Source organism: Rathayibacter sp. AY1D2 (assembly GCF_002932695.1).
GTDB lineage: Bacteria > Actinomycetota > Actinomycetes > Actinomycetales > Microbacteriaceae > Rathayibacter.
Map to the genome: position 1 here is coordinate 34,450 of NZ_PSVX01000013.1, position 17,957 is coordinate 52,406.

A 17,957-nucleotide genomic window follows, 5' to 3' on the forward strand; every position below is an offset into this window, starting at 1 on the left:
TCAGGTCGGCCCCCTACGCGCACCAGTCGCGCGAGCGCCCGTTGACACTGCGCGCGGTGTCGCCGGTGCCGAGGTCGACGAGCACGGTCGAGGTCGCGCTGAAGCCCGGCTCGCCCGGGTAGTCGTCCGGCCGGCCCTCGACCGAGACGGTCTCGACGGCGAGGTACTGCCCGTTCGGCGAGAGGCAGACGCCGCGGATGCGCCCCGTCGGCGAGGTGCGGAACACCTCCGAGGTGCCGGACGCGTCGACGCGGACGACGGAGTACTGGGTCGCCCCCGTCTCCGGCGCGTACTCGGCCTCGAGCTCGACGTAGCTCCCGGAGTCGAGGAGCAGGATCTGCACGGGCGACGCGGTCGCGCTCACGTCCGCCGGGGGGAGGGCGAGCGTCTCGACCGAACCGTCGGCCAGGTCGATCAGCGAGCCCGACGCCGGATCGGCGACCACGAGCCGGTTCGCGCCGGGCACGAATCCGCGCAGCTCCGCGTGCTGCCCGAGCGGGCTGATCGAGCCGGGCGTCAGCAGGTCGAGCAGGAGCACCGTGTCGTCGAGCGAGTGGGTGACGACGGAGGTGGTGCCGGGCACGAACATCCAGTCGCGCGCCCGCAGCGGCCCGCCGTCGATCCCGACTACGGGGATCGCCTCGGCCTTCTGGTCGGTGAGGTCGTAGGAGTAGAGGGCGCGGTCGAGCGGGCCCGACGGCGCCTGCCCGGTGAAGGTCCAGCCGAGCACGCCCTTCTCGGGCGAGGAGTGCAGCTCGCGCACGGTCCCGGGGCCGGGGAGCGGGATGACGCCCTCGGAGCCGGTGTCGAGCGTGACCGTGCGGAGGAGGTTCGTGTCGTCCGGCTCGATGGTCACGACGACCAGCACCGGGCCGACGACGGCGTAGTCCTGGATCCGGTCGGCCGTGACGAGGACCCGGGCGTCGCCTCCGGAGAGCGGGCGGACGCGGACGGCGTCGGGCTGCGAGGGGTCGTCGGCGGTGCGGTCGAGGGTGAAGAGGTCGGGGTCCTTCGTGGTGAAGGAGGCGGAGACGTCGGCGGCCGAGCCGGTCGCGGCGCTGCGGGCGTCGTCGATCCCGATCTCGTAGCGGGTGGCGTAGCGGAGGGTGTCGGTGAAGGTGACGGTGAGCACGCCGCCGTCGAGCTCGGCGGTGTGCGGGGCGTCCGGAGCGACGCGGACACGGTCGAGCGCGTCGGGCTCGAGCGCCTGGTCGAGGTGCAGGCGGGCTCGGGAGCCGTCGCGCTCGACGACGCCGTCGGTGCTGACCTCGAGGGAGGCGACCCGGGGCCCCTTCGCGACGGTGGCGGCGGTCAGGCCTCCGACCGCGAGGACGAGCACCGCGACGACCGCCCAGAAGAGCCGCGAGAAGCGGGAGGCGCCTGCGGAGTCGAGGCCGGGAGCCCGCCGCGCGCCGCCTCCGGCCCGTCGCCCGCTCTGCGCCGACGTGCCGCCGCCGGGAGACGCGCCGGGCTCGAGAGACGCGCCGCGCTCAGGAGACGCGCCGCGCTCAGGATTCGCGCCGCGCTCAGTAGACATACGGCATCGCCGGCTCGTCGATCGGAGTGAGCGCCTCCGGCTCCAGCACGACCGCCTCGGCGCTGGTGACGCTCGGGTTCGCGCCGAAGCCGCCGCTCGCCTCCAGCCACTGCCCCTCCGACCAGGTGTCGGCCCAGCCGGCCTGGTAGACCGGCACGCCCACCGGCTGCGCGTCCACCGCGCAGCAGGTGACGACGAAGCGGGCGATGTAGAAGACGTTCTCGGGGTCGGAGGCGTCGGGGGTCACGAATCCGCTCACCGTCGCCGTGCGGCCGGCGAGGAACTGCTCGCTCGCGCCCTGGCGCAGCAGGGTCGCCCAGTCGCGCACGCTGAAGGACGCCGTGTCGCCGGTGGGCGCAGCGGCGGTCACGGAGGCGTCGACGGCGCTCGTGTTGACCTCGCGCTGCGTCGCGGTCGAGGCGGTGAGGGCGGCCGGCGGGAGCACGAGCAGGGCGACGGCGGCGGAGGCGATCACCGCGACTCCGGCCGCGACCGCGACCACCCGGCGCCAGGGGCGGGCGGGTGCGGGGGCGTGGAGGTGCTCGACGTCGTCCTCGTGCTCGTGGGCGTCCTCCTCGGCGCCCGGCACGACCGCGAACGCCGCGATCAGCAGCACTCCGGCGATCACCGCGAGCACCACCGAGAACTCGAAGTAGCGGGGGTGGATGTAGAGGCCGAGCCGGCCGGTCGCGGCGAGCCACAGGGTCGAGACGACGCCGATCAGGCTGAGGACGACGCCCTTCCAGCGGGCGAGGAGGCGCTCAGAGCGCATAGTTCACCGCCAGTCCCAGCACGGCGGCGGCGAGGGCGACCAGCACGGTGACGCGCACCAGGGTCGCGGCCGAGAACGTGGTGCGGAGCAGCGCGAGCATCTTGACGTCGATCATCGGGCCGAAGACGAGGAACGCGATGATGCCTCCCGGCAGGAACGTGGAGCCGAACGAGAGCACGAAGAACGCGTCGACGTTCGAGCAGATCGAGATGACGAAGGCGAGCACCATCAGCGCCAGCACCGACCAGAGCGGGTCGCCGCCGAGCGTGGTCAGCACGTCGCGCGAGACGCCGACCTGGATCAGCCCCGCGATGGCGGCGCCGACGAACAGCGCCGGCATCATCGCCCCGGTCTCCTCGGCGAACAGCAGCACGCTGCGCCGGGAGCGGTCGCGGAGGGAGCGGGAGGGCCGCTCGCCCGCCTCGCAGGCAGCGCGGAAGCGGTCGGTGAGCAGGCTCATCGGCTCGGAGTGGCGGCTGAAGATCCAGCCGACGAGGTTCGCGATCGCGAAGCCGCCGACGATGCGCCAGACGAGGATCCCGTCGGCCCAGCCGAAGGCCTGGTAGGTCGTGACGATGGTGATCGGATTCACGATCGGCGCGGCCAGGAGGAACGTCATCGACTCCCACACCGAGAGGCCCTTGACGATCAGCCCGCGCGCGAGCGGCACGTTGCCGCACTCGCAGACCGGGAGGAGCACGCCGAGCAGCGAGATCACGAGGCGCCGCGGGAGCGCCCGCTTCGGAAGGATCCTCAGGAGCACGGCCTCGGGCACCCACAGCTGCACCGCGATCGAGAGGACGATGCCGAGGAACACGAACGGCAGCGACTCGATGACGACGCTGATCGAGAGGGTGAGGAAGTCGCGCACCGCGTCCGAGAGGGCGTCGCCCGCCGCGTCCGGGGCGAGCAGGCGCGTCGCCACGAGGACGGCGACCAGGGCGAGTCCGAGGAGCGGCCCGCGCCGCGACCGCCGGGCGCCCGGGGACTCGCGGGTCGGGGCGGCGAGCGCGGATTCGGGGGACATCCCGACCCATCGTAGGCGGGGGCCCTGCGCGGGCCGGCGCGGGGCGCGGCTGCGACGTACCCGGCGAGTGTGAGCCCGGCCCCGCGAGGTCCGGCCGCCCGCGAGTGTCCGATGGTCGTCGCACTCGCGCTCGAGTGCGACGACGTCTGGACACTCGGTGCGAGGGCGGGCGCCGAGGGTCGCGGGAGGCGGGCGCGGCACTCGCGCAGCGGCCCTCCGGGTGCAGGATGAGCGCATGCCCGCCTCCCCCGCGCACCCCCTCCGCGTGCGGATGCAGCCGCGCGCGATCGACGAGGCGCACCGCGTCTCGAGTCCGCTCGAGCTGCTCGTCGACCTGACCTTCGTCGTCGCGATCGCGCAGATCGCCCAGCAGCTTGCCCACGCGACCGAGGAGGGGCACCTCGCCGAGGGGCTCCTTCCCTTCGGCATGGTGTTCTTCGCGATCTGGTGGGCGTGGATGAACTTCACCTGGTTCGCCTCCGGGTACGACACCGACGATGTGCCCTACCGGCTGCTGACCCTCGCCCAGATGGGCGGCGTCCTCGTGCTCGCGGCCGGCGTCCCGGCCGGCTTCGAGGAGGGCGACTACCGGGCGATCACCATCGGCTACGCGATCATGCGGTTCGCGCTGGTGAGCCAGTGGATCCGCGTCGCCGTGTCCACTCCGGAGCACCGCACCTCCGCCGTGCGCAGCGCCGTCGGCTTCTCGATCGTGCAGGTCGGCTGGCTGCTGCGGCTGCTCCTGCCCGAGGAGGTCGGGGTGGTGAGCTTCCTGCTCCTGGTCGCCTGCGAGCTGGCGGTGCCCCTCTGGGCGCAGCGGGCGGGCGACGCGAACTGGCATCCGCACCACGTCGCCGAGCGGTACGGGCTGTTCACGATCATCCTGCTCGGGGAGGGCGTCCTCGCGGCGGTGATGGGCGTGCAGCGGGCGGTGACGGAGGCGGGCGTCAGCACCTCGCTCGTGCTGGTCGCGGCCTGCGGGCTGGTGATCGTGTTCGCGCTGTGGTGGCTGTCGTTCTCGCATCCCTCCGGCGAGCTGCTGGAGCGGCGGCGCGGCCTCTCCTACCGCTGGGGCTACGCGCACTTCGCGGCGTTCGCGGCCCTCGCGGCGCTGGGATCCGGGCTGGAGGCGGCCGTCGCCGCGACCGCGGGCCACCTCGAGGCGTCCGACACGGTGATCGGCGCGGCCGTCGCGGTCCCGGTCGCGGTCTTCGTCCTGACCCTGTGGGCGGTGCACGCGCCGCTCGGCGAGCACCAGCCGATGCCCGCGCGGCTGGCGCTCCCCGGTGTCGCGCTGGCGCTGGCGACTCCGCTCGTGGCGGGGGCGCTCGGCGTGGGCGGGGTGCTGGTCGCGCTGGCCGCGGTGTCGGCGGGGCTGGTCGCCGCGGTGGTCGGGCGCGGGCGCACTGCGGAGTGACGAGGTCGGCGGGCGAGGCGCGTCGCCGTCGCGAGAGGCGCGTCCGGCACCTCGAGACACCGCCCTCGTCGGCGAGACGCCGGCCTGGCGGCGGTGTCCCGGCGTGAGCGGAACGCCTCGACGACCGCACTGCGGCAGCGGCTACCCCCGGCGCGGCAGCGGCTCCGGGCGGCGGGGCACCCAGCAGCGGACGCGCGAGCGGTAGCGCTCGAAGTCGGCGCCGAAGCGGGCGGCGAGGTCCGCCTCCTCCAGCGGGCGCACGGCCTGGTTCCAGACGACGGCGCCGAGGAGTGCGTACAGCACGACCAGCCACGACGAGAGCAGCAGCCCGACCGCCGCTCCCTGCACGATGCCGGCGACCGCCATCGGGTTGCGGACCCAGCGGTAGGGGCCGGCGATCACCAGCCGGTTGGTCATCGCGATCGGCAGCGGCGTGCCGTCGCCGAGGAGCGACATCGTGAGCCCCGACCAGATCCCGAGCGCGCTCGCCGCGACCAGCAGCAGGACGCCGACGCCGACGACCGCGGGCGGCGCCGCTCCGAGGCTCACGCCCCAGCGCTCCTCCAGCGCAGCGATCACCAGCGGGACGACGACCAGCGCGCCTCCCCAGAACACCGCGATCTGCCCGAGGGTCGCGGCGAGGTGCGATCCGGGTCGGCGGCCCGCGGTCGCGACCCGGAAGGAGAAGGGACCGGAGGCGATCCAGCGCGTGGGCACCCGGCCGAGCAGGAGCAGGCACGCCGCGACGACGGAGCCGCCCGCCGCGGCGACACTCGCGACGACGCCACAGCCCGCCTCCCCCGTCAGGGTGGCCCAGACGGCCAGGGCGACCGCGACGAGGAGCGTCCAGGCCGTCGCGGTGACGGCCGCCCAGCGGATCCCGGCCGCGGCCAGAGCGGAGGCGCCGACGAACAGCGGGAGGTCGAGAGCCGCGACAGGGACGGGATCGAGGCTGCCGAGCGTCGCGATCCGCACGGCGGGGACGAGCGCCACGGCGACCCACCAGGCCGCGCCGCCGAGGGCCTGCACGGCGAAGTAGAGGCGTCCCCAGGGCATGGCTGCACGGTACTTCATAGCTGAACCCAAGGAACGACCCAGGGCGTTGACGGGCTCGGCGCCCTAGGCTCGGAACCAGTTCCCGCCGCCTCCACGAGAAGCGGCCCACCACGACGCCAAGGACGACGCCGATGAACCGCACGACCGTGATCACCGCACTCGCCTGCGGGCTCCTCCTCACCGCCGCCGCAGCCACTCCCGCTGTCGCCGCGACCTCGGACACCGCCGGGGACTCCACCCGCTCCGTCGACGAATTCGGCGTTCTCGCCGCGACCGACGGCGACACGCTGCTGATCAACGGGCGCGCCTTCCTCCTCGAGTAGGTCCTCCCCGCCGGGCACGGCCGCGAGGACGCCACTCGCGGCGCCGGCCTCCTGATCCGCCGCTGCGTCGACGTCGACGGCACCCCGGCCGTGTTCCTGGTGACGATGGTGCACGGCTTCTCGGGGCCCGAGATCCTGCCCGCCTACCGAGAGGCGCTGCGGCATCCGCGCACCGCGCACCTGGTGTCGATCTCGGACAGCGACCGCTCCCCCGAGCTCGACTACGCGGCGACGGTGCACCACGGGATCGACGTGGACGGCTTCCCCGCCGGATCCGGAGGAGAGGATCTTGTGATCCTCGGCCGGATCCATCCCGACAAGGGCACGGCGGAGGCGGTCCGGATCGCCGCCGCGGCCGGACGCCGACTCCTCCTCTGCGGCATCGTCCAGGACGAGCGCTACTGGCGCGAGGAGGTCGAGCCGCTCGTCGACGGGACGCGCGTCGTCTACCGCGGCTCGGTCGGGCCGGAGGAGCGCGCCCTCGTCCTCGGCGGGGCGCTCGCGCTCCTGCATCCGATCGGCTTCGACGAGCCGTTCGGCCTCTCCGTCGTCGAGCCGCTGGCCTGCGGAACGCCGGTGCTCGCGCACCGCCGCGGATCCATGGCCGAGATCATCGACGAGGGCGTCACCGGGTACGCGGTGGGCTCCCTGTCGGAGGCGGTCGCCGCGGTCGAGCGGGTCGGACTCCTCGACCGCGCAGCCGTGCGGGCGACCGCGCGCCGCCGCTTCGCCGTGGACCGGATGGTCGACGAGTACCTGGCGGTGTACGCGGGAGTGCTGGGGCGCTGACGCCGGCGTCACATCGGCATCGGATGCTCGCGTGACTCCCGGCCGTCTGCACCGAGTCGCCCGGGAGGGCTCGTTCTCGACGCGGAGAACGAGCCCTCCCGGGCGACTGAGCGATGCTGATAGGAAGAGGCCGTGCCTCGACCTCATCTCTTCGTCACCCGCGGAAGCCTCCTCCACTTCGCCTGCGACGCGTGGCTCCTGCCGACGGACCGCTTCCTCTCGTTCACCGACTTCTGGCGCGGGGTCCCGCAGCTGGAGGATCGCGCACGCGCCGTACTGACTCCGGAGTTCTCGGACGGCCGACAGGCGGCACTGCCGCTCGCGCCGCGCGACGGCGAGCCCACTCCAGTCCTCACCGCCGTCCCCGATCGCGCCGTGCACGACGCCGAGGACAGCGAAGGACTCGCCGACATCGCCCGCCGCCTCCGAACCTTCGTCGAGGTCGCCGCGCGGACGGCGACGAGAGATCGGCGCACGAGGCGGCCGCTGCCGCTCCTGGCCGTGCCGCTCTTCGCGACGGCGGGAGGAGGATCAGGGACGCTCCGCGACGCCGTGCTCGCCCAGCAGCTCCGCGTGCTGCGGGAGGCCGCCGAGGCGTTCCAGGTCGACATCGCGATCGTCACCCTCCGCGCCGACGTCCACGCCTTCGCCCAGTCCAGGCGGCGACTCGATCCCGCGACGTCCTGGCCCGAGCTGGAGGCTCCGGCCCTCGAGGAGGCGCAGAGCCTCGCCGAGCGCGCCCGTCGCCGCCGGCTCGTGCCCTTCCTCGGCGCCGGGACCAGCGTCAGCGCCGGCGGCCCCTCCTGGGACGGACTGCTCGAGGAGCTCGGCCGCGAGATCGGACTCGACTCCGAGACGTCCGCGGTCCTCAGCGGGAAGAACGTGCTCGACCAGGCGTCCTACCTCGCGACGCTCTTCGACGAGGAGAAGCCCGGACGGTTCGCCGAGGCCGTCGCCCGTGAGATCGGCTCCCTCGAGCGGTACGGTCTCGCGCCGGCGCTCCTCACCGCGATCGACTCCGAGCAGGCCATCACGCTCAACTACGACCGCCTCTTCGAGACGGCGTCCGAGGACGCGGGCGTCCCCCGCGCCGTCATCCCCGGCGACCACGAGGGCGACCACGAGCGCTGGCTGCTGAAGCTCCACGGCACCGTCGACGACCCGTCCTCGATCGTCCTCACCCGCGACGACTACCTCGGCTTCGACTCCTCCCGCCGCGCCCTCTCCTCGATCGTGAAGGCCACCCTCGCGACCCGGCACCTGCTCTTCGTCGGCTTCGGCCTCACCGACGACCACTTCCACGAGATCGTCCACGACGTCCGCCGCGCGTTCCCCTCCTCCGCCTCGGGAACGCTCGCGACCGCGCTCACCCTCTTCGCCGATCCGCTCGACGAGCGCCTCTGGCAGGGGAGGCTGCGGCTCGTGCCGATGCTGCCGGTGCCCCGCGATCCGTCCCGCGTCGGCGAGGCCGCCCGCGCCCTCGAGATCTTCCTCGACGCCCTGGCCGCCTTCGCGACGGACGCCCACTCGTACCTCCTCGCGCGAGGGCACGAGAGCGCGATGACGGCCGCAGAGCTGCGGCTCCGGGAGCGGAAGACCGGGCTGCCCCGGGATGCGACGGCGGAGGAACGGGCGACCGGGGCGTGGCAGGAGGTCGCGAGGATGAGTGTGCGGTTGGGTGGGGAAGGGCGCTAGCTCGGACAGCGCTCGTCGCTCGAGGGCCGAACGGCCGAGCCGGCGGTCGTCGGCGAGTCCTGCGCGAATGGACGAAGGACCAGCGGATCGACTGATCGCGGGCGAGAGGTCACCGACCTCCCGCCCGGCACCGCTCAGACGGCGTCGTGGAGCTCGACGTTGTCCTGATACTCGAAGTGCGTCTGGACACGATCCGAGACGTCGATGTTCTGCATCTTGCTGGACGCGGGGATGAAGCCCACCAGACCAGCTGCCGTCTCACCGGCCTGAGCCGTCCGGTAGACGAACTTGAGGATCGCGTCGTTGCGGGAGTAGTAGCCGTAGACCGCCTCGTCGACCGAGGCAGTCAACGAGTCCCAGTTGCTCTTCGCTCCGATCGCGGTGCCGAGGAGATGTGCGGCCTGGATCCGCGGCCCTCCGGGCTTCGTGCCCATGGACTGCGCGGCGACGACCATCGCCCTCGCTCCCAGACTGTGACCGATGAGCACGTACGACTCCGCGTTCGTGCGTGCAAGCAGATCACCGATGATCACGCCCGTCTTGTCGGCGCGATTCTTCGCGACGTGCCAGGGGTTCCTCGCGAGGTCCGAGGCGATCATCGCCGGCCCGGCGACGCCTCCGAGAAGCTTCGCCCCCGCCTTGTGCCCGAGCGCCGCCGCTCCTCTGAGCAGCCCCATGGCGACGCCCTTGCCTGCTGCGCCGACGGCGAGCTCCCCCAGATCCCGCAACTCCTTCGACCCCCATCGGACGCGGTAGACGGGCGAGTCCGGGTAGCGGGAGTCGACGATCGACTTCCACTTGCCCCACCGCTCTCCCTCACCGTCGGTGAGGAACCCGTTAGCGACGACCACGGGGACGCCGCCCGTTCCCGGACGGAGCAGCTCGATCTGGAACGACTTGTCCTCGCTCAGGTAGGCGTTCGCGACCGATGCCCCGAGGACACCTCCCACCGCCGCTCCGACGGCCGTCACGACCGCCGTGCCGCCGGCCATGCCGAGCCCGCCCGCTGCGAGGGTGCCGCCGCCGAGCAGCGCGAGTCCGTGTGAGCTCGCCGCTGCGCCGGTGAATCCGCCGAAGACGCCGAGCGAGCCGATCGCGCCGCCGATGGCGGGAGCGGCGAGGAGAGCGACCGGCGCCGCCATCGCGAGGACAGCGATGCCGCCCACGATGATCTTCGAGGTCGCGTCGAGGTCGGGCTTCTCGTACTCGAGGAAGGCCTCGTAGTCGTGCAGCTCGCCGAAGCTCCCCTGGGCCTTCTCGAAGCCCGGGATCTCGTGCTTGTGCTCGGCGCAGGACTGGGGGACGCGCAGAGCGCCGCGCTCGCGCACCGCCATGTTGCCGCAGCCCACAGCCACGCACGGGAGCGTCGCGGATCCGCAGCCCTGGCAGACGTAGACGGGAAGCTGCCCCGCGGGACGGTTCGACTTCCGGTGCTCGGTGTTGAAGAAGCACGACGAGCACCATCCGTGCTGGACGTCCAGCAGCGAGACGTCGTCTGCGACGTCCGCGATCCACTGCGCCGTCTTCGCGTACGTCTCGGCCACTTTCTGTGCGGTCCGCCGCTCCTGCTCCACCTGCTGGAGAGCTGCCTTCTGCTCGGCCGGATCCGAATGCGCGAGAGCCTCGGCATTGGACGTCATCCGGGCGCGGTACCAGGTCTTGGCGTACGCCCACATGTTGCTGCGCAGTGCAGGATTGCTCTCGAGAACGCCACCGCTCTCCGTCACCGGCTCGAGATCGGTAAACTCCCCCGCAAGGGAGAGAGTCGCCCCCTGATCCGAGACCACATCCACTCGGAGACGGGTTCCTTCGACGACATAGGCGTGCAGTGAGCCGGGCATGGGTTGATCGTGCCATACCGGTCGAGGTCCGGTTCGCTGCGGAAGGGCTGTCGCTTCCTTCTCGATCGGTCGCCGTCCCGTCGGATTCTCCGCGCTCATCGCGTCGGACTCTCCCCCATACCAAGACCGGAGCAGACGGACTCGAAGACGGTCAGTGACACCCCCTCTTCTCCCGGCGCGAAAAGGGAGCCGATGCGGTGAAAGTCGGTACCGTCCGACAGACTCACCGGAACGACGAAGGGGACGAAGTGCAGTTCACGATCAACGGCGCCACCTACGAACTCACACGGGAACAAGTCGAGAGCACCCTCGCCCGTACCGCGCCGGCCGAGGTGAGCACGTACTCCGTCGAGGTGAGCGGCAGCCGCTTCCCCGTGAAACAGGTGATCTCCGAGGTCACCGGTCTGCAGAGGAGCGAGTTCACCTCCGGCCAGGCACAGCGGGTCCTCACAGGGCTCGGATTCCTGGTGCTCAGCACTGCTCCGGGAGCTCGAGGGCGCATCTCCGGTTCCACGCGGTCCTTCGACGGCGTCGAGTGGGGGCTCGCCGCATCCGAGCACGGTTACGAGGAAGCGTCCTCGGGCAAGCTGCATCTCCCAGGATGTGCTCACGGCGTGACGACTCCGATCCGCATCTGGGCTCAGGACGAAGTGCTGAAGGCCTGGGGTGCTGCGCCGGATGTCGATCTCAGGACGCTGACGCGACCGGGATGGTGCTCGGACTGCGCGGCCATAAGAGGAACGACCGACCCCGGCGTTCCAGCGGAGCAACCGGAGACGTCCGGACGGACGGGCCGGGCGGAGCGGACGGCGATCGCGCAGGCCGCCCGGGTCGTCCTCGACGGTGGTCTCCGACGCCAGGCCTCCGCGTTCGACGGCCGGACGGTGACCTGGACCGCTGATACTGCGGCGGCACTCCGGCGAGCGATCGAGACACCCGGGTCGACCGGCACTTTCCGTGAGCGGATCGCCGAGCAGATGACGGATCAGCCGAGGGCGGTCGTCCTGCTCGCCGCTGAGCTCTGCTTCCTGCAGCGCCTCCCCCTCATCAACATCCGGGCGAAGACGAAGCTCGCTCTTCTGCAGGAGATCCTCGACGTGCTGCCCGATCGCCCCCGGGTCCCTGATGTGATCGTCGACGCCCTCGACACTCGCGGCGTCTTCAACGGCGGTCAGGGGTTCAACCAGCAGATCGCACAGCATCTCCTCTGGTTGTGCGATTTCGTCCGGCAGTGGGACGCCCTCGCGTCCGATCATCGCGAAGCCGCGCTCGGCGATCCCTGGCTCTTCCGCGACCGCACGCTCGACGTACAGGGTGATGCTCCACCGATCCGGAGCTCTCTGCTCGCTCTGGCCTGGCCGAGCTGCTTCGAAGCAATCGTCTCCGTCGCGCAGAAGCACGCGATCCGCGACGCCTTCGCGGGAGCGCTCCCGACGGTGACGGACGACGTCGACCGCGATCTGCTCGCTCTGCGGGACAGCCTCGACCCGAGCGGCGAGCTCGACATCGCCTGGTACTCGCCACCGTGGGACGCGGAATGGTGGCTTGCGGCACCGCAGACCGAGCATCGCGGCTGGGCCGTACCCTCGGCCGCTCCCGGCGCGCCACTCGCCCTCCCAGGCCTCCACGTCACGCTCCCGCCGGATGGCGGTCGAAGCGGCATCCGCGACGAAGCGCTCCGTTCATGGAGAGACTGGCCGACGTCCGGGGCCGGTCCGCGACCGCCCATCACCGATCTCCTCACCGAGGTGGATTCGGCTGCGCAGTTCCTCGTGACGATGGCGGCCGGCGACCAGGTCTTCGTCGACGGCTCCGACGACGTGCACTGGGGCGTCATCGGAGAACTCGATTCCCGAGGACGACGCGGCGTCGACTGGCGAACGCCGGTCTCGAGGTCGGAGATACCGAACGCCGTCCTCGACGTCCTGTCCGGCAGCGCTCCGATCACCGACGTCGGCTTCCTGATATCGCCGCCGATCGCACCGACGCCCGCACCTCCGCTGTCCGGCCCCCTCCGCCTCCCCCGCAGCACGCCCGAACTCGCGGGTCGCCTGCATTACGACTCACTGTGGCTGAACGAGGTGCTGGGTCTCCTCGAGGAGCGTCGCCAAGCGATCTTCTTCGGGCCTCCCGGAACGGGCAAGACCTATCTCGCCCGTGCTCTCGCCGACTTCATCGCGCCGAAGGGCGCGGTCCGCATCGTCCAGTTCCACCCCTCCTACTCCTATGAGGACTTCTTCGAGGGGTTCCGGCCGACGGTCGATGAGAAGGGGTCCGCGAGTTTCCGACTCGCACCGGGGCCGGTACGTCTTCTCGCTGCTGCGGCGGCGGCGAACCCGACAGTGCCGCATGTGCTGATCATCGACGAGATCAACCGGGCGAACATCGCGAAGGTGTTCGGCGAGCTCTACCTGCTCCTCGAATACCGCGACGCCGGGGTCTCACTGCAGTACTCGCCGGAGGAGGACTTCCGTCTGCCCGAGAATCTCTTCGTCATCGGAACGATGAACACGGCAGACCGCTCGATCTCCCTGGTGGACGCGGCGATCAGGAGGCGGTTCTCGTTCGTCGAGCTGCACCCCGCAGAGGAGCCGGTACTCGGCCTGATCGAGCGATGGTCGAAGGCGCAGCACCATGAGATCAGCCGAAGTGCTCTGCTGAGGCAGCTCAACGAGCGGATCGGCGACCTCGACCGCGATTTCCAGATCGGCCCGTCCTACCTCATGGGCGCTTCTGCCCGCACGGACTCCGGATTGGCGAGGATCTGGGAGTACGACATCCTTCCGCTGCTCGACGAGCACTACTACGGACGCTTGTCTCGCGCGGAGGTCCGGGCGACGTTCGGTCTCAGCGCTCTCGAGCCCGGTGCTGTCGCGGATCCGGACGAAGCGGTCGACGACGCTCCGGCCGGATGACCCGCGTCGAGTTCGACGAGAACGGCGGCTGGACGGCGGTCTCGTTCGACCCTGAGGTCATCGGTCGCGTATGCAGCGCAGGGCTGCTCGAATCCCGCATGACAGCGTCAGGCGCCGAGGTGAAGCCTCAGCTCAACAGGATCGGGGCGATTCGGATCGATGGCGACGAGGTCGTCGTCCGTCCGAAGGCCGCCTTCTCCTCGGTGCTCTTCATGCTGGGGTACGCGGCGGACCCGGGCTTCCGACCGGAAGAGGTCTCCGGCGACGGCAGGGAGATCTTCCCCGCGGTCGCCGAGACGTACGCGCGCATCGCGGAACGTGCACTCGGGCACGGCCTCCTGCAGGGGTACCGACGGTACGACGAGAGCGCCATGACGGTGCGCGGGCGGGTCCGGTTCTCCGACCAGATGTCGCGCCGCGGCGGACGACTCCTCCCGATCGAGCTGACGGTCGACGACTACTCGGCCGACATCGTCGAGAACCGGATCCTGCGTGCGGCCGGCCGGCTGCTGCTCGCCGTGCCCCGCGTGTCGCCGGACGTCCGGCGGCGCCTGGCGCACCTCGACTCGAGACTGTCGGAGGCAGCCCTCCTGCGGCCAGGGACGATGACACCGTCGTGGCAGCCGTCGCGGCTGAACCAGCGCTATCAGCCCGCCCTGCGCTTCGCCGAACTCGTGCTCGCACGCATCACGCCCACCACGACGAACGGCGGCCACACCGTCGCCTCCTTCGTCGTCAATATGGCGGAGGCGTTCGAGGCATTCGTGACCACGACTCTGAGCAGCGCTCTCTCAGGGGTCTCGCGTGGCGTCAGTATCGGTCAGTTCCCCGCTCATCTCGATCTCGAACGACGCCAGCCGATCCGACCCGACTTCGTCCACGTCGCCGGCGGCCGACCAGTGGTCGTCATCGATGCCAAGTACAAACTCGGGCCACCGAGGGTCGAGGACCTCTACCAGATGCTGGCCTACTGCACAGTGCTCGGGCTGGCTGAAGGGACGCTCGTCTACGTCTCGAGCGCCGGAGACCCGAGTGATCGGACAGCGACGGTGAAAGGCTCCGGTGTCGTGGTTCGGACGGTGCGGATCGACGTCACGAGGCCGCCCGCCGAGATGCTCGCTCAGCTGGACGACATCGGTCGAGCGGCTGCCAGGCGGGCAGGGATCAATACTTCTTCCGGCCTCTGAACTCCGCGCCTCGTCGTAGGGCCGCCTGCTCCATCGGACGACTCAGCCGAGACGGCCCGCCGCCTCAATCCCGCCCCGCACCCCACTCCCCCAGCAGCTCCCGCTCCCGCTCCTCCCCCAGTCCGGCGCCGCGTCCCGGCACGTGCGCGGCCGCCGCGTCCCGCAGCGTCTCGGCGAGCTCGCGGCGCTCGAAGCCCGCGGCCTCCGCCCGTGCCGTCGAGCGTGCGTTCATGCCGCGCCAGTCCGGGTCCGCGATCCACAGCGGGAGCGAGCCGGCGCCCGCCCACTGGCCGACGCCACGCTCGAGCAGCCACTCCTGCGGCACGGCGACCGGCTCGGCCGACGATCCGCTCCGCGCCGCGGCGAGGTGCTCGCCGAACGGCACGGGGGTCCCGCAGACGTTCATCACGCCCGCCACCCGCGCCTCGGCGGACGCCACCAGCCATGCGGCGAGGTCCCGCACGTCGACCACGGACGTCGGCAGCTCGGGCGCATCCGGCACCAGCACGGGCCCGGACCGCGCGCTGAAGCGCCAGGGCCAGTAGGAGGAGCGGCTCGTCGGGTCGCCGGGGCCGACGATCAGGCCGGCGCGCGCGATCAGGGACGGCGCGGATCCGGCCAGCACGGCCTGCTCGCAGGCGGCCTTCGCAGCGCCGTACGAGGCGGGATCGTCGGAGGGAGTCAGCAGCTCGGCGTCCTCGTCCGCGCCGACGACCGCGTTCTCGGCGTAGACGCTCGTGGTCGAGACGAGGACGTAGGCGCTGCAGCGCAGGTCGCGGACGGATCGGCGGACGTGCTGCGGGGTCGAGGAGACGTCGATCACCGCGTCCCACGATGCCGCAGCCACGGCGTCGAGGGCGTCCTCGCGGTCGCGGTCGGCCCGGACGAGGGACACCCCCGCGGGCACGGCCGTCCCCCGCGCGAGGCAGGTCACGTCGTGGCCGCGCCGCAGCGCCTCCGCCGCGAGGTGCCCGCCGAGCCAGCCCGTTCCTCCGAGGATCAGCGTTCTCGTCCCCGCATGCTCGCACGGGCCGCCTCGCGCGAAGCCCGCTGAGGTGCCCGAATTGGTCCCGAGAACGTTGAAACAACTGCATTCTCGGGCGACTCGACACGGGCGACTCGACGCAGTGGGCGCCGAGCGAGCGACTCAGCGACAAAGGCCCCCTCCACGAGCCCCCGCACACCCGGCCACCCGAGCCCGCCCGCGTCCTCTGTCCGGAATCACGCGGGCGGCTCGGGCGCCCGAGCGGCTCACACGACGACGAAGGCGTCCAGGATCAGCGAGTTGCCCGTGGAGGCGGCGTTGCGCTTGCTGCCGCGGCGGATGGTGATGGTGTGCTCGCCGGCGCTGAGGGTGCTGCTGGTGAACACGGTGCGGGCCGAGCGGTTCGTGGCGCTGTAGCGGTCGACGGAGGCGACGAGCACGCCGTCGATCAGGACCTCGTTGATGCCGGAGGTCGGGGTGATCCGGCTCACCCAGCTGACCTTCGTGCCCCGGAAGCGGAGGGTCGCCGAGGCCGTGGAGGTGCTGGAGTACGAGATGCTGCCGCCGCTGTCGGCGGTGCTCGAGAGCGTCGCCCAGGTGCCGACCGTCGCGATGACGGCGGCTCCGTTCTGGTACGTCCCCGCCGCCGGCAGCGTCGAGGTCGGGGTGGGCGTGGACGTGGCCGTCGGGGTCTCGGTCGGAGTCGGCGTGTCGGTGGGGGTCGGCGTGTCCGTCGGCGTCGGCGTCGGCGTGCTGGTCGGAGACGCCGTCGCGGTGGGGGTGGGGGTCGACGTGGAGACGGTCCCCGCGGTCACGACGAAGGCGTCGAGGATCAGGGTGGACCCGGTGGACGCCGGGTTGCGCGTCGTCCCGCGGCGGATCGTGACCGTGTGGGTGCCGGCGGCGATCGGTCCGCTCGTCCACACCGTCTGACCCGAGCGGGTCGTGGGGCTGTAGCGGTCGACGGTGGCGACGAGGACGCCGTCGAGCAGCACCTCGTTGATGCCGGAGGTCGCCGTCATCCGGCTCACCCAGCTGACGCCCGTGCCCGAGAAGCGGAAGCTCGCGGACGCTCCGGCCGAGCTGGAGTAGCTGATGCTCCCGCCGCTGTCGGCGGAGGAGGAGATCGTGCTCCAGGTGCCCGCCGTCGTGATGAGCGGCGAGTAGTTCTGGTACGTGCCCTCGCCGGGGATCGACGAGGCGGGCTCGTCGGGCAGCGGAACGACCGGCTGCTCCGCGAGCCAGCGGTCGAACGTGTCGAGCATGTCCTTGTTCGTCAGGCTCGGCACGTTGTGGCCGTTCGGAGCGCCGTCGGTCGGCGTGTAGAGGACCACAGCCTCCTTCGCGACGGGCTTCGCGAGCGCGACCCAGGCCCCTCCGTGCACGGCGATCGGGACGAGGACGTCCTCCGTCGAGCCGGTCGTGCGGATCCGCGCCCCCGCCCACGAGGCCTGCGGCAGCAGCGCGGGGTCGGTCGCCGGGATCGTCGAGGGGTCGTTGTCGTAGTCCGGCAGGACGCGCCCCGGATCGCGGCGGGCCATGTCGGCCATGTCGTAGACGCCGGCCGCGTGGTACGCGCCGCGGATCTCGGGGACCAGCTTGTTGCCGTACGCCCAGCAGAGCAGCGCTCCGCCGCCGGAGTTCGAGCGGAGGAAGCTCGCGCCGATCCGCCACGTCTTCTGGAACCAGGCGACCGCGTCCACCTGCATGGCGACGGCCCGCTTGTTCGTGTAGATGCTGCCGCCGTAGTTGGGGCAGATCGAGATGACGCCCTTGTCGACGGCCTGGTCAGCGCTGTACTGGTAGGCGCCGGACAGGGCCGCGTAGGTGCTCCCGTTGGCGTGGTAGTACCAGTAGACGACCCGGCCGATCCGCTGCGAGGGGACCGCGGTGTGCGGGACGAAGAGCCGCGCGCGGTCGGTGCCGATCATCACGTCGATGATCTGGTACGGCTTCTTCCCCACGCGCGAGATCGCCGTGTCGCTGCGCCCGAGCTCGTTGGGCAGCGGCGGGATCACGCTGTAGTCGGGCGCCGCGGACGCGGTCATCGCGTAGGCGAAGGCGGATCCGACGCCGAGGGCGGCTCCGGTGAGGACGAGACGGCGGCTGTGGCGCGCAGGAGAGGACATGGGATCCCGACGTGGAGAGGGCTGCTCGGTCGGCGGAGCCTGACCGGAAGGTGTGAGGGGGGTGCTGCGGTCCGGATCGGACCACCGTGGAGGGGGCGCGGTGCGGTCCTTCGGGGGACCGTGCGGGCGGGCAGGCGCGAATGCATCCTCCCGCGTCCGCTGCGCGACCGCCAGACCCGCTTCAGGGACACCCGCGGCGGCGCTCCCACCTGGCGTGGAGCGGCGGAGGGATGCGAGAAGGTCCTGGTGAGAGCGCTATCTCGCGCCACTGCTCCGGAGATGCC

13 protein-coding genes are annotated in these 17,957 nt (G+C 71.8%); 6 read left to right on the forward strand and 7 right to left on the reverse strand.

Annotation, left to right across the window (positions count from 1 at the left end):
* Positions 1-13: 13 nt before the first annotated feature.
* The 3 genes from C5D04_RS05190 to C5D04_RS05200 are packed head-to-tail and all read right to left on the reverse strand — an operon-like array spanning position 14 to position 3,336.
* A complete protein-coding gene (locus C5D04_RS05190) occupies positions 14-1,537 on the reverse strand; it encodes a hypothetical protein (RefSeq protein ID WP_104347347.1) in 1,524 nt (507 codons plus the stop codon).
* Positions 1,527-2,309, reverse strand: coding sequence for a TIGR03943 family putative permease subunit (locus C5D04_RS05195; protein ID WP_104239565.1), 783 nt, complete (start codon positions 2,307-2,309; stop codon positions 1,527-1,529). Before C5D04_RS05195 ends, C5D04_RS05190 begins: the two co-directional genes overlap by 11 nt.
* Entirely contained in the window at positions 2,299-3,336 is a 1,038-nt protein-coding gene (locus C5D04_RS05200) for a permease (protein WP_104347348.1), read from the reverse strand. Before C5D04_RS05200 ends, C5D04_RS05195 begins: the two co-directional genes overlap by 11 nt.
* A 235-nt stretch (positions 3,337-3,571) precedes the next feature.
* On the opposite strand from C5D04_RS05200, the gene C5D04_RS05205 reads away from it, so the two are divergent.
* Positions 3,572-4,753: a low temperature requirement protein A gene (locus C5D04_RS05205; protein ID WP_219815010.1), complete on the forward strand. Its 1,182-nt coding sequence runs from the start codon at positions 3,572-3,574 to the stop codon at positions 4,751-4,753.
* 141 nt (positions 4,754-4,894) lie between these two features.
* Here the strand turns inward: C5D04_RS05205 and C5D04_RS05210 are convergent, their stop codons facing one another.
* Positions 4,895-5,809: an isoprenylcysteine carboxylmethyltransferase family protein gene (locus C5D04_RS05210; protein WP_104347349.1), complete on the reverse strand. Its 915-nt coding sequence runs from the start codon at positions 5,807-5,809 to the stop codon at positions 4,895-4,897.
* Between the two features lie 131 nt (positions 5,810-5,940).
* Here C5D04_RS05210 and C5D04_RS05215 point away from each other — a divergent pair, with 131 nt between their 5' ends.
* The 3 genes from C5D04_RS05215 to C5D04_RS05225 all read left to right on the forward strand — a co-directional run bounded on the left by C5D04_RS05215 (position 5,941) and on the right by C5D04_RS05225 (position 8,616).
* Positions 5,941-6,132 (forward strand): hypothetical protein, encoded by a 192-nt coding sequence (locus C5D04_RS05215; RefSeq protein WP_104223384.1) that lies wholly within the window; start codon positions 5,941-5,943, stop codon positions 6,130-6,132.
* Positions 6,133-6,222: 90 nt separating this feature from the next.
* Entirely contained in the window at positions 6,223-6,921 is a 699-nt protein-coding gene (locus C5D04_RS05220) for a glycosyltransferase (RefSeq protein ID WP_258068839.1), read from the forward strand.
* 132 nt (positions 6,922-7,053) lie between these two features.
* Positions 7,054-8,616, forward strand: coding sequence for an SIR2 family protein (locus C5D04_RS05225; protein WP_104347350.1), 1,563 nt, complete (start codon positions 7,054-7,056; stop codon positions 8,614-8,616).
* Positions 8,617-8,750: 134 nt separating this feature from the next.
* On the opposite strand, the gene C5D04_RS05230 is transcribed toward C5D04_RS05225, so the two are convergent.
* On the reverse strand, positions 8,751-10,343 hold the full coding sequence (locus tag C5D04_RS05230) for a DUF726 domain-containing protein (RefSeq protein ID WP_219815011.1): 1,593 nt from the start codon (positions 10,341-10,343) through the stop codon (positions 8,751-8,753).
* Between the two features lie 362 nt (positions 10,344-10,705).
* On the opposite strand from C5D04_RS05230, the gene C5D04_RS05235 reads away from it, so the two are divergent.
* Both C5D04_RS05235 and C5D04_RS05240 read left to right on the forward strand, forming a co-directional pair.
* Positions 10,706-13,372 carry an AAA family ATPase gene (locus C5D04_RS05235; protein ID WP_104347352.1) on the forward strand — a complete coding sequence of 889 codons (2,667 nt, stop codon included), beginning with the start codon at positions 10,706-10,708 and terminating at the stop codon, positions 13,370-13,372.
* On the forward strand, positions 13,369-14,559 hold the full coding sequence (locus C5D04_RS05240; RefSeq protein ID WP_104234076.1) for an McrC family protein: 1,191 nt from the start codon (positions 13,369-13,371) through the stop codon (positions 14,557-14,559). Before C5D04_RS05235 ends, C5D04_RS05240 begins: the two co-directional genes overlap by 4 nt.
* A 64-nt stretch (positions 14,560-14,623) precedes the next feature.
* Here the strand turns inward: C5D04_RS05240 and C5D04_RS05245 are convergent, their stop codons facing one another.
* Complete coding sequence (locus C5D04_RS05245) at positions 14,624-15,562, reverse strand: NAD-dependent epimerase/dehydratase family protein (protein WP_104347337.1); 939 nt, start codon at positions 15,560-15,562, stop codon at positions 14,624-14,626.
* 248 nt (positions 15,563-15,810) lie between these two features.
* Positions 15,811-17,673, reverse strand: a complete 1,863-nt coding sequence (locus C5D04_RS05250; protein WP_104234078.1) for a hypothetical protein — start codon at positions 17,671-17,673, stop codon at positions 15,811-15,813.
* Positions 17,674-17,957 lie beyond the last annotated feature (284 nt).